Consider the following 15,797-nt stretch of genomic DNA (forward strand, 5'->3'; position numbering starts at 1 on the left):
TAAGGCCGGTCGATACTAACCTGCTAACTGTAACTGCCCCACTATATCACCCATCCCCGACGATGGATGTGGTATGAGAGCGCTCAGAGGTTCAAGGGGAGGACAGATGCCGTTCGCGATGATCGCTGTAACGCTACTCCTCATTTGTTCGATATCTGGAATAGTCTATGCCGAGATACAGAACGTCAATGATTCGACGGATAACATCATAAGTGAGCTGATGTCCGTGGAAGAGGCGATAGATGATACGGAGAGATACATAGGGTCCGGACTCGGGAGGATAATCAACGAGATCAGTACGGATCCGAATGGAGGTAACCTTCTGAAAAGGATAGATGCCTTCAAAGAACGTTCGAACGCATGGATGAGGAAAGCATTCCCATTGGTGGATAAGGGAGTGACCGCATCCCTTGTTGAGCATGATATCGGCCTGACCGTAGAGAACCTCAGACTGTCCACTGACGAATTGATCGGTGGTACGAAACCCTGTTACCTCAGAACCTCTGGATATGCTGATGTTGAGTATGCGACACCTACAAGTAAGACCGTGAAGAGGATACCTGTCGTTGCAGACGGGACCTCTGGGCTACCATTCATCGTGGATAACATCACCAGATTCGAACTCTCATCATCCGGCAACTCATCCGTCCTTACTGACCTCATGACCTATCAATTGTCATCTCTGGCACAACATAGAGTGATCAATGGTTACGGTGCGATATCATCGAATGGCGATAAGGGAACGGAATCGATAATCACGAAAGAGGATGTGAAGGAATCGTTCAGGAACTCGTTGTCCATAGTGGAATCCTTATGTTTTAGAACGACGGGCGACGGTTCCTCGGATCTGAATGCCCATGAGCATATCGATGCAGCCGAGTACATGATATCCAAGGATGGTTACTTCGAGATCGATATCTCTCAGATAGTATCGCAATCGATAACCGCGGTTGCAGACCAATTGGTGGGAAGATGGCTTGAATTCTTCCTTATGGATGATGCCATGGATTTCCTCGATAAGGTCGATGACGTCACAGAACATGCCCTGAGATCCCTCATCGGAACGATAATCGGAAAGGACCTGACATCGTCACAACATTACATATCCAGTATAATGAAGAAATACGGATACGGTGAATCCGATTACAGATACATAGGCAACCATGGATTGAGATTGACGGTGGATGGAGGGGCGTATGATATCGGCAAGGACACCATCGAGATAGAGCCCTTCGAGATTTACATAGAATCCCCGGGCATCGACATATTCTCATGGAAGGGATGGGGCAACTTCCTCGATGACGGCATCCTCTCGGTAAGAATGGTAGATGAAAGGATGAAGAACATACTGAATGGTGCTACCGCAGATGTCTGTAGAAACCTCGGTTCCATCAAAGTGAGGTGCGATGCCTTCGATGATACTACATATTACGCACTACTCTCCGATTCCATAGATAGGGCACTCTCGGATGGATTGGATAGAATAAGGAGTACGATGGTGTCTTTGGTGGATAGGAGTACATTCTACAGTCCCTCCTATATCGCATTGTTCAATAAACTCGAAGACAACAGATCATCGATATTCGACCTGAATTCCGTCCATACGAAGGATAGGGCGTTGATCAAAGCGAAGATAAAGGACACTCTGAATTCGAAGAACTACGCTATACTCGATGAATCCGTGATCGAGTCGTTATGCGACGATGTTCTAGGTTCCAAGGCCTATGCGGATGCGTATTCTGGCATAGGGTATGAGATAGACAATAGGATATCATTATTGAAGGGTGTTCTGACGCACATACCTGAGGAGAACAACGGCAATATCAAGCTGCTATTGAAATTGACGTTGAAGGCTACGATGTCATCGAAGACTGTATCCGATGCCTTTACCTCACTCTCTAAGAGAATGATCCATGACATCGTGAGATACCAGGATCTCAACACCAAATCAGGCATGATGGATCTTGATATGAACAACTCGTACAGATTGTCCGACAAGAACGGCAACACCTTTGTGGAGCATATCAAACTTAAGGATGACTACGACATCAAAGTGAAGATCACACCGCCTAGGAACAATGCATCGAAATGCATACACAACATAGATCTCTCAAGTTTCTCCCTCAGCCCGTATACGACGGTGTTCTCGATATCGGTAAAAGCTAACATCGGCTATTCCGTAGAATCTGCATCATCCGTATTGATGGCCCTTGGATGGTGTGATGCGAACATCAGAGGCGATATCCCCGTAGATATGAAATTCGATATAACGTGTATAAGCGGATGGGCACTGGCTGGTGTCAGGTATACTTCGAGCACAGATATCGTCAATGAAGCCGTCAAAGTGTTGATGGATCTGATAGAACCTCTATTGGAACCGCTCAGAGATATCTTCAAGGCACTCAAACAACTATCGGAACTCTGTAGCACTGCGATAATCGAAGCTAGTGCGTACGTCTCCAGGATCGTCGAGGGATTCTACGACAAGATAATGGAACCGATGAACAGGATACAAAGTTTCGTCGAGAGCAGCATATCTTCGCTGCTTGAGACATCATTCGACATAGGTCTCGGATATCAATCGTTCACTGTCGCATATTGCGGTATGTCCCTGACTGCGGAATTCAGAGCCGCTACGCTCACCAAGGCAACGAAATCACTATGCAAACTCACCATGAAGGCCGATCTTGGGGATACCTCGATCAAAGCGGGAGTCGAGTTAAAACACAATAAGAAGACAGGGCTGATGTTCAAAGGGAATGGTGAGATCGTATCGAACGATTGGATGGTCAAGATGACCATCGACCCGTTGATGAAATTCAGTAAGAAGATCCTCAATGCCACAGGAAATATCAGAGGGGTCGGGTTCACAGCGACGATACCTGAGATAATACAATATGATGTTGTGGAGACGAGAGTGTCAGACATACCTGCAGTAGGTCCGATGCTCAAGAACATCCCTCTTCCGATACCGGGTGTCAAAGGCAGTTTCGATATGGGCGTCCAACTCAAATACAATGTACCTCTGAAGACCGGGCTCATGATCAATGAGTTCGAGTCGAATCCGCCTGGAAAGGATAATGGGAAGGAGTTCGTTGAACTGTACAATGCATCTGGAACCACGATCGATCTGACGGGATACAGATTGGTCCCGGGAAGCAATGAATCGAAATGCATAGAATTGTCAGGAACTATCAAGCCGATGGAGAAGAAGGCATTCTATTTCAGCGGACAGGCACTCAAGAATTCAGGCAGGACAGGCAATCACAATGGAGAATCCATCACGTTGTATGATCCGGATGAGAACATCATAGATTCCACACCATGGAAGAGCGACAGTTACAATGACGATAGGACATGGCAGAGGTCATCCGATGGCTCCACCTCATGGGTGTTCAAGAAAGGGAGCCCCGGTAAGAGCAATGGAACGATCATCAAGACGGATGCCATAACGAAGACCTTCATCATCGATAGTTTGATCTCATCAGGAGAGGAGGCGTTGTATCGGATGGGCAATCATCTGAGGAATGTCGATGACATAGCCGAATTCCTGAAGAAGATGCTGGAGATCTTCATAGATACGGTGATCGAGAAGATCGCAAAGATGCTTGTCAGCGCTGCTGTTTTCATAGAGTTGGAGCTCACTGATCTAGCGAACACACAGCATCTTGGTACAAGGATTGCCCTCGATATGAGGTCCGAACTCATAGAGGATGGATTGAAATGGCTCATAGATCAGACAGGATTGTTGGGATCGTTCATCAATGCACCTGAGTGTTCTGACCCGTTCGATATCGTGTGCAATGACACGTACCTCCGTACCACTGTATATACCGGCATAAGTGCACCTAGATTCCTTGAATATACAGGTGACCAGCTCATCGTAGGAGTGTCGTTCGGTGCCAATATATCCAGCCTGTTCACCGTCCTTGGTTCTGAGGACATGGATTGGAGATTGGAGGCATGCATCGCCATCGAGGATTGTCCGATCGAGATAATACCGAAGAAGATCGATAAAGCGAAAGGCGCACATTGCGATCTGCAGCTCATCAGCATGCAATTCCAAAGAGGCTGAAATCCAACCCAATCCATTTAAGAACAGGGAATATATAGGGAGGGATATGGCAAAGTCCTACAGAATCCCAACAGTCCTCTCAGCAGAGGAATTGACCGACAAGGCATTCCATAGGGCATCCAAGATAACCGTCAACGGTACAAATGCCCTCGATACCAAGAAGAAGACCACTTTGGCCAAGATAACAGCTTCAGGAGATATCGTCAAAGATACGTTCGTCGGATATGTCAACAAATTTCCGAGGATCGAGAAGGATGACGATTTCTTCCCAGAATTGGTAGACTTGGTAATAGGCATTGACAAGTACAAGAAATCGCTCGGCGCCATGAATTGGGCCGCGAACAAGACAGAGAAGATAAAAACAGAAGCACTCAGGAACGTTAGACGCTCCAAGGATGGTTCAGTCATCGATTCCGTAAGGAGTGCGTTCTATGGCAGGCTCTCCTCGATCATCAGACAAGTCAAGAACGAACTTGAGTTCCTTCAGGAATGCAAGAACAAATTCAGGGCATTGCCCGCAGTCGACTCCAATGTAGCTACGCTGGTCGTCGCAGGATTCCCAAATGTAGGGAAGAGCAAACTCGTGTCGACACTCTCCAGCGCAACACCGGAGATCGCCCCATACCCGTTCACTACCAAGGGCATAGTGATCGGTCACATGGACGATGATTGGAGGAAATATCAGATAATCGACACCCCTGGTCTCCTTGACAGGAGCATCGATGAGAGGAATGCCATTGAGAAACAAGCTATCCTTGCACTCAGATATCTCACGAATGTCATGATCATCGTCATAGATCCGTCAGAGACATGCGGATACAGCATGGAGAAACAGCTTGCACTGCTCGATTCCATAAAGAGAGGATTCGAAGGCATACCGATCATCGTCGCAGAGAGTAAGAGCGACATCATGACGACCGATAGCGACAACATCCACTTCTCAGCAGAGACTGGCGAGAACATGGATATCCTTCGCAAGACCATAGTTGACGAACTCCGGAAGATCAGGTTCGAGGAAGAATAATGCCTGCACGTAAAGTAGCGTACAGCGAAGAGATGGATGAATACTTCAAAAGTATGCTCTCCAAATGTAACGAATGCTACGATGTTGCAGAGAGAGCAAGGGCCCTAGGACGTGATACGGAAACGTTCGTCGAGATACCTCAAGCTGAGGACCTTGCATCACGTTGTGAGAAACTTCTCGCAGATTATCACGTAGGCGAGATAGCCGACGACATCAGAAGGCTCACTGACGAATACAAGAATAGGGAATTGGTATGTCTGATGGTTGCCAAAGAGGTTGCCAAAAGACCTGCGGAAAGACCTGAATTGGCCATCGATAGAGCGATAAGGGTAGGTCTTGCCGTTCTTACAGAAGGTGTGTTAGTTGCTCCATTGGAAGGTCTTGCGGACACGAAGATCAAGAAGAATGCGGATGGCAGCGAATATATAGATCTCGTATTCGCAGGTCCGATTCGTGCCGCGGGAGGTACCGCACAGGCAATGAGCGTTCTAATCGCCGATGTCGTCAGACAAGAGGTCGGTATCGGAAAATACATACCAACTGATGCAGAGATCAATCGTTTCATCGAAGAGATCCCGTTATACAAACAATGTCAACACCTCCAATACACACCATCGCCGAAGGAGATCCAACTCATCGTCGGGAAATGTCCGATATGCATAGATGGTGAAGGGACCGAACAGATGGAGATCTCAGGATTCAGGGATCTGCCGAGATTGGATACGAACAGGGTCAGAGGAGGAGCATGTCTCGTCGTTGCAGAAGGACTCTGTCAAAAGGCCCCGAAGATCAAGAAGCACGTTGATAAACTCAAACTCGAAGGTTGGGAATTCCTTGACGAATATCTGAAAGGGAAAGGGACATCCACAAGCTCCAATACTGAGGGCAGGGTGTTGAAACCGGCGGATAAATATCTGAAGGATATAGTCGCTGGACGTCCGATATTCGGCTATCCTTCAAGAGTGGGAGCGTTCAGACTCAGATATGGAAGAGCAAGGACATCAGGATTGGCATCATTGGCCTATTCGCCGGCAAGTATGTTCATCTTGGATGAGTTCCCTGCTCTTGGAACACAATTGAAGATCGAGAGACCAGGTAAAGCGTGTGTAGTGACACCATGCGATAAGTTGGAAGGGCCTATCGTCGTATTGAAGAATGGGGACCTCGTCCAATGCAACACCAAAGAGGAGGCTTTGGCTGTAAGGAAGGATATTGCCGAGATTACCGATACGGGAGAGATACTTGTACCGTTCGGCGAGTTCTGTGAGAACAACCACTTCCTCGTACCGCCTGGTTATCCTATCGAATGGCATAAACTCGAATTGAAAAAGAAGGGGGATCTTCCAGACGATTGGGAACACCCTACATGGGATCGCGCACTCGAGATGTCAAGGACCTTAGGTGTCCCGCTACATCCTGATTACAACTTGTTCTGGTTCGATGTCGACGTGGATAGACTGAAGGGATTGAGGAACGACATCCTTAACAACGGTGCCTTCACAGACGGTAAACTGAGCATCCCCAAAGCATCTGTTGACAAGAGGACGTTGGAGGACCTAGGTGCACTGCACAAAGTACGTGATGGACACATAATCATCGAAAGATATGCGATACCTTTGATCTACGGACTCGGATTGGATATCGCAGATGGAGAGATCGTCGAAAGAAGTGCATTCGACGGAGAGGATTCGCTTACAGCGGTCAGCAATGCCATGGGCATAGAGGTGCGTGCAAGGGCCCGCACGAGGATCGGTACAAGGATGGGTAGGCCTGAGAAGGCAAAGGACAGGAGCAGCGGCAATTCTGCATTCGGCAACGGATTGTTCGCGGTGACCGATGCACCATGCATCAAGAAATCCTTGAAGGAGGCTATGTCCACTCAAGATAAGGCTAGATTCATGACGGCTGACCAATTGAAGGCCGTTGGTATCAAGGCCAATAAGAATGGACTGTTGATCGATTATGCTGAGAGGACATGCCCGAGATGCGGGGAGAAGACCTTCCGTTCATGGTGCAGGAAATGCAATGTTCACACCGAACTACCACCTGATGCTAAAGATGTGGATAAGTTCGACAGACCCCTCATTCCTGTGGATATCAGACAAGAATACCGCGATGCCATGGATTATCTCGGATTGAAGGACATAAACGATGTGAAGACCATAGAGAACTTCACATCCATCATCAAGACCCCCGAACCTCTTGAGAAGGGTATCCTCAGAGCGAGGAACAATCTGACCACTTACAAGGACGGCACTGTTCGTTTCGATATGACCGACATACCGATAACTCATTTCAAACCGAGGGAGATCGGCCTTCCCATCGAGAAGGCGCATCAACTCGGATACACGCATGATTGGAATGGGGAGCCGCTTACAGATGGCGACCAGATATGCGAATTGAAGGTACAGGATGTCATCCCCAATGTGGAATGCGGAGCACATCTTGTCAAAGTAGCGACATTCGTGGATGATCTCCTTGAGAGATTCTACAAGATGCCCAGATACTATAACGTTGAGACTCCGACGGACATGATAGGCCATATGACAGTGGGTCTTGCGCCGCACACGTCCGGAGGCATATTGTGTCGCCTCATCGGATATACGAAGGCCAGCGGATGCATGGGGCACCCGTTCTTCCACGCAGGGAAGAGAAGGAATTGTGACGGAGATGAGGATTGTATCATGCTCCTGTTGGATGGATTGTTGAACTTCTCAAAAGTATACATCCCGAGCAGCAGAGGTGGACTCATGGATACACCTCTCGTTCTCACTACGAGGTTGGATCCGAATGAGATCGACAAGGAGGCACACAACGTCGATTGTCTGAGGGAATATCCAATAGAATTGTATGAAGCTGCGATGCAATTGAAGGATGCCAAGGATGTGGAAAAACTGATGGATCTCGTCGGAGGTCGCATAGGCACCAATCTGCAATACGAAGGATTCGGTTTCACGCATGATACGTATGACATCAATGAAGGTCCGTACAAATCGGCGTATACGCTGTTGGAGACCATGAGCGATAAGATGATCGCGCAGTTGGAACTCGGTAAGAAACTACGTGCTGTTGATGTGAAGGATGAAGCGAGTAAGGTCATAGACAAGCACTTCATGCCCGATATGGCAGGAAATCTCAGGAGTTTCTCAGCTCAGACGTTCAGATGCACCAATTGCAACTCCAAATACAGAAGGATACCTCTCAGTGGCATCTGCACCAATTGCGGACATGATCTGAACCTCACCGTCCATGAGAAGAGCGTAAGGAAATACCTAGGCGTATCACAGGATGTCTGCGAGAAGTATGGTATGTCCGATTATACGAGAGAAAGGGTCGAGATCCTATCCATAAGCATGGATTCCCTCTTCAACAACGATAAAGTGAAGAAGTGTAAATTATCAGATTTCTTCTGATTCTAGAGAATATAAATAAGAGGGCATGAAGCCCTCTTGGTTTATTCACAAGGATGCAACCTGTGACGCGAAATCCTTCGTTTCTTTGCTAAGGATCTCAACTGCTTTGTCAATGACCTGTTCGGCTGTGAGTGAACCGTCCGTCTCGAATTTGAAAACGAAGTTGTTCTCATCACCGACGACACTTATGGGCCCGTCGCCTTTGCTGAAGTTCTCGACGCATGTCATGCAAAGAGAACAGTCATCGCTGCGTGCTACGACAAGCTTTCCATCCGTGATATCGAAGACCTTCTTCGGACATGCCTCGGCAATCTCCTCAGGCGAATCCACATCGCCATCGATGGTGATGATAGGCCTGTAGCTGTATCCAACACCGTTAGCGACCTGCCACTTGACGTGCTTCCTTGCGGTTCCCATCACAGCATGTGCGTAGATGAGAATCGACTGACCATCTGCGAGATCCACGATCGGGATCTCTTCATCCTTGACTTTGAGATCTTGGCTGCCAAGAGGCTGCAGATCACCTGAGAGAACAGTGCACGGTCCATTCTTGTTGAGACTGTACATGATCTCACAGCTCGGACATCCCTCTCCTCCGCAGACGCATTCATCCTTGAAGTTGAACATGTCTGTCGTAGGGACAGGGACCATACCAAGTCTGTGTGCGATGATCTCATCGAACAGGGGCGTCATACTCTCGAACTCCCTGCCGTCGACATCGATGGGACCAAGGTGGAATTCCACCTTGTCGATCGCCATCTTTGGAATGTCGGTAAGCATGGTCCTCCTAAGAGCATTCGCCATGGCTGGAGACGAGTTTTTAAGGATGAACTTACACTTCCTTTCAGCCATTTCGACTATCTGGATTTCCATGGTCAGGCCTCCTCAGACCCTGCGTCCTCTGCGTCCGCCTTTCTTCTTGGTACCATCGTGTGGTACGGGTGTGACATCCTCGATACGGCCGATCTTGAGACCTGCCCTTGCGAGTGCACGGATTGCGGCCTGTGCTCCAGGACCAGGAGATGTTGAACCATTTCCTCCGGGTGCACGTACCTTAACGTGAATTCCAACGAACTCCTTCTCCTTTGCAACATCTGCGACCTTCTCGGCTGCTTTCTGTGCTGCGTAGGGTGATGACTCATCCTTTGCTGTCTTGACGACCATTCCGCCTGTTGCTTTCGTAATCGTCTCTGCTCCGGTGATGTCTGTGAGTGTGATCATCACATTGTTGTAACTTGCATAAATGTTAGCGATACCCCATTTTGCTGTCATCAGTGGTCACCTTCCTGGTTAGCTGCATCGTCGGCTGTGATTCCTGCTTCCTCTGCATCTGCTCTTGCTTCTGCTGCCTTCTTGGCTGCTTCCTCTGCTTCCTTGGATGCTTTGAGCTCTGCGTTTGCAGCTGCCTGCTCTGCAGAGATCCTCATCGGGTGCATCTCATCGTTGAAGGGTGATGCGGGATCATACATGATGGATGACTCCTCATACCTTGTGACGATGTATCCGGGGATCGTTACCCTGTGGCCGTTCATGAAGATGTGTCCGTGGACGATCATCTGCCTTGCCTGACCTACAGTGCTTGCCATTCCCTTCTCGAAGACGAGTGTCTGAAGCCTGCGTGAGAGGATGTTCTCCTCTGAGAGCGTAAGGATGTCGTTGAGTGTTGCACCCTCTACAGGGAGGACTCCGATCTTTGAGCACTTGTTGAGAAGTGCATCTGCCTCGATCTTTGCCTGTGCATCACCGCTTCTGAGACGTGCCTGAAGCTCCCTGGACTGCTTCCTGAAGTTCCTAAGGACGGACTGTGCCTTCCAGACCTCTGTCTTGTTCTTGAGACCGTACTGGTTTACGAGAACGACCTCAGCTTTGATCCTCTCACCCTGCCAAGGGTGTGAAGGTGTATCATATGACCTGCGTGAAAATTTAGGATCTCCCATGTTACCGCCTCACTCATTTCTTGCTGACACCCATTGTCAGTCCGTGGCGTCCGTTGGACCTTGTCCTCTGACCCCTTACCTTGTGGTGGGTCTCGTGCCTGATACCGCGGTAGCAACGGATCATCTTCATCCTGTTGATATCGTCTTTCCTTGTGAGCTCGAGCTCGTTACCGATAAGGTGCATGTCTGCTCCTGTCTCGTAGTCGAGCTGCCTGTTGATCGCCCACTCGGGTGCGTACTCGACATATGTCGTTACAAACTGCTCGAGCTTCTTAACATCCTCATCTGAGAGTGAACCGATCTTGACTGCGGGATCTACGCCTGCTTTCTTGACAACGATCTGTGCTACTCTCTTTCCAACGCCTTTGATCTGCTGGAGGCCGATAACAGTCCTCTTCAGACCATCAATATCACTGTTAGCGATACGGACGATGAAGTTGAAATCCTCATCTTCCTGTTGTTGCTGTTTAGCATTCTTTTTGTCTGCCATTGTTCTTCCTCCGTAAATGTTCCTTATTTGGGAATTACCCAAGCATCATGCCTCACGTATCTCGACAAAGACCGTGTGCTGTGCTCTCGGTACGGCATATCTTGGATACGCCATCGAGTTTACGGCATGGTTGGCATTCAATAATGATATATAAAGATGGGGTGGGGCCGAAGCCCCGGAACGAATGATCACAGTTCTTTTTTGATAAAATGGCGATAAGCTATGATCATCGGGATCAGCCCCCATACGAACATGGTTGCCACATCCCTTGGTCCATTGACGACATCCCCTGTGACAGAGTATGTTATGGATGCAGCTGCGCTGTCGAGGAAATACCAATAATCGTTGACATTCATGTTATCCTGAGCAAGCATTATCACCGCGAGGATAAGGCTTGGCACAAGCAACACGAATACGAACGTGAGTATCGATGCGGAACTTGATTTCTTCATCAGCGAACTGAACATCACGGCGATACCTGTCAATGTGAATATGTATGTCACGAGATAACCGAACGATGCCAATAAGTCGATGGAGATATCATGCGTTATGATCAGTCCCACCAATGTCGTCACGATGTAGTATATAGCGAATATGGCCACGTTCAGAGCGAATGCTATGAGGATCTTGCCAAGGAATATCGATGATTTCTTGATAGGTTTCGTGAACAGAACAAGTGCTGTCCTCTCCTCGAATTCTGATGATAGGGTGGTCGATGTGAACAGTGTTGCTCCAAGGAGCGCCAACAACGATACGAATGATATGAACGATGAATACACAGAGTTCACTGTCGGATCGTCCATGAATATGATGTTGGCAATCAATAACAGCAACAATGATGTTATCATTATTATGCCGAAGATCAACAATTTATAACCGCTTAGGAACTTCAAAGCTTCGTACCTCGATACTATCAATGCCTGGCGCAGATCCTCCATGATCCCTGTCTTACATAGACTGTTATCTGGCATGTGATCACCTCGACTCCTTGATCATGTTGAGATAGATCGTCTCGAGAGCATCCTCTTCATTGAAACTAAAGACCTTCATGCCGAGAGAGCTCATCTCCGAGAGCAATTGATATTGATCCTCATCATCGCCTTTGAATGAAAGTTTGATGACGTTACCGCTTGTCATGACGTTGGATACGTTACTGAGTGCGGATAGTTTCGATATCATGGCATCATCGAAACCTCCTACGGTCTTCACTGTGATCATTCTCGCATTATTGGATCCCAGCAATTCATTGAGATCGCCTTCCTTGACCAGTGTGCCATGATTGATCATTGCTATGCGATCGCACATATCACTCACCTCGTGGAGCATGTGTGAACTTGTGAGTATCGTAAGATCCTTCTTAGCTCTGATATCCTTCAGGATCTTCCTCATCTCGGCCATACCTCTAGGGTCAAGACCGGATGTAGGTTCATCGAGGATGATCGCCGTAGGCTCGTTCAACAATGCGAGACCCAACGCTATCCTCTGTTTCATCCCTTTGGAGAATGTTCCGATCTTCTTATCGGCCCATTCGGACATGCTCATGTCCGCAAGTATCTCTGAGGTCTCTGCGGAGATCGTCTCCTTCCTCATACCAAAGATACTTCCGATGTATTGGAAAGTCTGTGTCGGTGTGAGATACGAATAGAATTCAGGTGTCTCTACGACAGTGCCTATCCCTTCCAAAGCATCCTTGGGGTTCGATGTCACATCTATGCCATTGATGTATGCGTTACCAGATGTTGCATTGATCAGATGCGTCAGGATCTTCAATGTCGTACTCTTCCCTGCGCCATTAGGCCCAAGTAGGCCCGTGAAACTATTCTTCTTGACCGATAACGTAAGATCGTTAACAGCTACGAAATCCTTGTATTCCTTCCTCAGATTAACTATCTCGATTTGAGCGGAACTCATCTACTACCTCCGTTTCATCCATTGATCTTGATTAGAATTAGTAGCCACGCACATCCGATATAGATGGACGCACGATGACTGCGACTTGCGACTTTTTATTTGATTTATGATGAGTGCCGAAGACCGGATTCGAACCGGCGAACTCCTACGAGAACAGATCTTGAGTCTGTCGCCTTTGACCAGGCTTGGCAACTTCGGCCTTATTCACTGTGATAATAAAGTTGGTAATAAAGATTATGGGGAGATGGTGATCAGAAACCACCATCTGAGATTGTTAGCACCTCTCCTCTTCCCTCGCCGATATGGACTGTGTGTTCGAATTGAGTGACACAACCCTTCTTCTTTTCGATGAGGATGGCGTAGCTGGATACAAGACCGTGACGGATCAGTGATTTGATCTTCTGTTCCGCTTTCGGATCGTCACAGCTGCGTGCACAGAACGGGAATGTCGCGAACTCCTCCTTCAGATAGTTGAAGAAATCCTGAAGGACAGGGTCTGCGATCGGTATCTCTCTGATTATGCGGCATATGTTACCTGGTTTACCATTATCGATAAGGCCCTCTCCATTCGTTGCGAATGGTTCGCAAGCGATGACCATATCTCTCTTCAGAAGCTGATCGTCGCCATTGTCATAATTAGGTATGGAAAGACCTGCGTGGAGGTTGTATGGTTCGATCTGATGGCCGGAAAGGTTCTTTATCGGCACATATCCGTGATTCTTGATCGTCCCTTCGACTGCAACACCGATCTCGTTGATCGGTACCCCTTCACCAATGAACTCCATTACAGTATCCCTTGCATCACGCGCAGCATCGATGAGGTCTGTGAACCTTCTTGTTCCAACCTCTACCGTACCGGCAGTGTCACCGACGAAACCGTCCAATTGAGCACCGCAATCGATCTTGACGACATCTCCGATCTCGAACTTGGTCTTGTCATTGACGGAGGGCGTATAATGTGCAGCTACTTCGTTGACACTGATGTTACATGGGAATGCTAACTTCATTCCCTGTGATCTGATGTAGCCTTCGACCTCTTCAGCGACATCGAACAACTTCACGCCCTCATCGACCATCGCCATGCCTTTTTCTCTGGCATTGGCCGAGACTCTTCCCACCCTACGCATCTTCTCAAGATCTGTAGGACTAGTCATTGAGAACACCCTCAATCTGTTGTTTCGTGATTGCGCCTTGGCGTATGATCTCAACCTCATCATCCATTATCCAAACGATTGTGGATGGTTTACCGAGCGTGCATGCCCCAGAATCAAGATAGTACGGGACAGTCTCTCCAAAATCCCTGACTGCATCCTGGACGTTGACAGCATCAGGATGGGAGTGGAGATTTGCAGATGTTGCAATGATCGGTCTCTCAGCCTGTCTTATGAGCTCGAGTGCGACCTTGTTGTCAGGGATACGGATGCCGACCTTCTGCGACATGGATGTGATGATGTCTGATACAGAGGAATCTTTCTTCGTGATGATCGTAAGTGGACCAGGAAGGAATGCATCAATGAGCTTCTCGACCTTCTTTGTCATCACAGCGATATTCTGAACCATCTCCTTATCTGCGACTGCTACTGAAAGCGGCATATCGAAAGGCCTATTCTTTGCAAGGTAGAGATTCTTGATCGCTTTTTGGTTAAAGATGTCTGCAGCTATACCATATACTGTCTCTGTAGGATATACGACAAGCTTTCCGTCCTTGATAGCTTCAGCCGCAATACCGATGTTCTTCAATGTTTCTTGATCCAATTGATCATTGCACTTCAATATCTGCATCATTCTTCCCCCATTATGTGTAATGCACCCAATAAGAATTGTTTGCCGTTTGATTTGACGAACGGACCATGACCAGGATAAAGGCCATCGAAATCAACATCCATCAGCTTTCTCAAAGAATTGATAAGCATCTCAGCCGAACCAGTCGGATGAGAATAATTTCCTACGCTCCCCACCATGAATGTATCTCCAGAGAATAACGATCCTGTTGTCTCATCAAGAATACATATTGAACCGATCGTGTGACCAGGAGTCTCAATACAAACGAGCTTATGTTCGCCAAGATCGATCTGGTCGCCTTCATTGAAGTCGATTATGTCCATCGGTTCAATGTGTCCGCCAAAGACGGTACCAAGCGTAGATTCGGAATCTCCTGCCCTCAAGGGCGACGCATCCGATCTGCTTGCGTAAATCTTTGGATCATACACAGAAGTTACCGCTGAAACACCGCCGACATGATCATAGTGACGGTGTGTTAAGATGATGTAATCCAAATTACGTCCATTGAGCGTATCTGATATGCGACTCATCAAGATATCTGATTGGAATCCTGTACCTGTATCGATAAGAGCAACACCCTTTGATCCAGTGATCAGATAGATGTTGGAATCGTAAAGTAATGCAGGTTCAATCTGTTGAATCGTCATCAAAATTACAGTACAAACATATCCTATTTAACATATTTGATTAATAGATAATTAATAATAAAATCGAGGAAATGAGAAATCATTCATACGCAACCTGTTTAACTGCTAGACCACACCCCAGCGACGTCAAAAGAACTTTAGTGAGTGCGGGCTGAATACCTCGGAAAACCTCGGTACTTACACCCCACTTCTATCAAACTCATCATTTATGAGCGTTCTATGGGTACCTCTTTTTCAAGATGGCTTCGAGCTTAGATGCCTTCAGCTCTTATCCACTACCGCGTGGCTACTCAGCTTGCCTTGTCAGACAACTGATAAACTAGAGGCGACGAACCCCTGTTCCTCTCGTACTAAAGGGTCCTTCTCATCAGGTACCAACACCTCCATCAAAAAGCAACAAAACTGTCTCGCGACGTTTTAAACCCAGCTCACGATCCCTTTTAATGGGCGAACAACCCCACCCTTGGCAGCTGCTGCACCACCAGGATAGGGAGAGCCGACAGCGAAGTAGCAAGCCA

General features: G+C 47.7%; 12 protein-coding genes, 1 tRNA gene and 1 rRNA gene. 3 read left to right on the forward strand and 11 right to left on the reverse strand.

Translation table 11 applies throughout. From position 1 onward, the window contains the following. The first annotated feature begins 73 nt into the window (after positions 1–73). Genes ACI2NF_RS07350 through ACI2NF_RS07360 form a run of 3 tightly spaced genes read left to right on the forward strand, consistent with a single transcriptional unit; the run spans position 74 to position 8,512 of the window. Positions 74–4,075 carry a lamin tail domain-containing protein gene (locus ACI2NF_RS07350; RefSeq protein ID WP_400211286.1) on the forward strand — a complete coding sequence of 1,334 codons (4,002 nt, stop codon included), beginning with the start codon at positions 74–76 and terminating at the stop codon, positions 4,073–4,075. A gap of 46 nt (positions 4,076–4,121) precedes the next feature. Beyond that, complete coding sequence (locus ACI2NF_RS07355; RefSeq protein ID WP_400147210.1) at positions 4,122–5,099, forward strand: NOG1 family protein; 978 nt, start codon at positions 4,122–4,124, stop codon at positions 5,097–5,099. Next, a complete protein-coding gene (locus ACI2NF_RS07360) occupies positions 5,099–8,512 on the forward strand; it encodes a DNA polymerase II large subunit (RefSeq protein ID WP_400147208.1) in 3,414 nt (1,137 codons plus the stop codon). The genes ACI2NF_RS07355 and ACI2NF_RS07360 overlap by 1 nt, the downstream gene beginning before the upstream one ends. 45 nt (positions 8,513–8,557) lie before the next feature. Here ACI2NF_RS07360 and ACI2NF_RS07365 read toward each other — a convergent pair whose 3' ends face one another. The 11 genes from ACI2NF_RS07365 to ACI2NF_RS07415 all read right to left on the reverse strand — a co-directional run. Next, positions 8,558–9,385 (reverse strand): DNA-directed RNA polymerase subunit D, encoded by an 828-nt coding sequence (locus ACI2NF_RS07365; protein ID WP_400147206.1) that lies wholly within the window; start codon positions 9,383–9,385, stop codon positions 8,558–8,560. A gap of 12 nt (positions 9,386–9,397) precedes the next feature. Then, positions 9,398–9,784: a 30S ribosomal protein S11 gene (locus ACI2NF_RS07370; protein ID WP_177971257.1), complete on the reverse strand. Its 387-nt coding sequence runs from the start codon at positions 9,782–9,784 to the stop codon at positions 9,398–9,400. Next, on the reverse strand, positions 9,784–10,449 hold the full coding sequence (locus ACI2NF_RS07375) for a 30S ribosomal protein S4 (RefSeq protein ID WP_177971259.1): 666 nt from the start codon (positions 10,447–10,449) through the stop codon (positions 9,784–9,786). The genes ACI2NF_RS07370 and ACI2NF_RS07375 overlap by 1 nt, the downstream gene beginning before the upstream one ends. 13 nt (positions 10,450–10,462) lie before the next feature. Beyond that, entirely contained in the window at positions 10,463–10,939 is a 477-nt protein-coding gene (locus tag ACI2NF_RS07380) for a 30S ribosomal protein S13 (RefSeq protein WP_400147201.1), read from the reverse strand. 188 nt (positions 10,940–11,127) lie between these two features. Then, positions 11,128–11,910 carry an ABC transporter permease gene (locus tag ACI2NF_RS07385; protein ID WP_400211287.1) on the reverse strand — a complete coding sequence of 261 codons (783 nt, stop codon included), beginning with the start codon at positions 11,908–11,910 and terminating at the stop codon, positions 11,128–11,130. A 4-nt stretch (positions 11,911–11,914) separates the two neighbouring features. Beyond that, positions 11,915–12,850, reverse strand: coding sequence for an ABC transporter ATP-binding protein (locus ACI2NF_RS07390; RefSeq protein ID WP_400147196.1), 936 nt, complete (start codon positions 12,848–12,850; stop codon positions 11,915–11,917). A gap of 114 nt (positions 12,851–12,964) precedes the next feature. Next, a tRNA-Leu gene (locus tag ACI2NF_RS07395) sits at positions 12,965–13,049 on the reverse strand. Positions 13,050–13,101: 52 nt separating this feature from the next. Beyond that, positions 13,102–14,004 carry a type II methionyl aminopeptidase gene (gene map, locus ACI2NF_RS07400; RefSeq protein ID WP_400147193.1) on the reverse strand — a complete coding sequence of 301 codons (903 nt, stop codon included), beginning with the start codon at positions 14,002–14,004 and terminating at the stop codon, positions 13,102–13,104. After that, positions 13,997–14,632, reverse strand: a complete 636-nt coding sequence (locus ACI2NF_RS07405; protein WP_400211288.1) for an L-threonylcarbamoyladenylate synthase — start codon at positions 14,630–14,632, stop codon at positions 13,997–13,999. Before ACI2NF_RS07405 ends, map begins: the two co-directional genes overlap by 8 nt. Further along, the gene (locus ACI2NF_RS07410; protein ID WP_400196486.1) at positions 14,632–15,279 is read right to left on the reverse strand and encodes an MBL fold metallo-hydrolase; all 648 of its coding nucleotides are present in this window, start codon (positions 15,277–15,279) and stop codon (positions 14,632–14,634) included. Before ACI2NF_RS07410 ends, ACI2NF_RS07405 begins: the two co-directional genes overlap by 1 nt. Positions 15,280–15,397: 118 nt before the next feature. After that, positions 15,398–15,797 (reverse strand): 23S ribosomal RNA (locus tag ACI2NF_RS07415); the annotation flags it as partial.

The sequence above is a fragment of the Candidatus Methanarcanum hacksteinii genome, from assembly GCF_964305265.1.
Classification (GTDB): Archaea; Thermoplasmatota; Thermoplasmata; order Methanomassiliicoccales; family Methanomethylophilaceae; genus Methanarcanum; species Methanarcanum hacksteinii.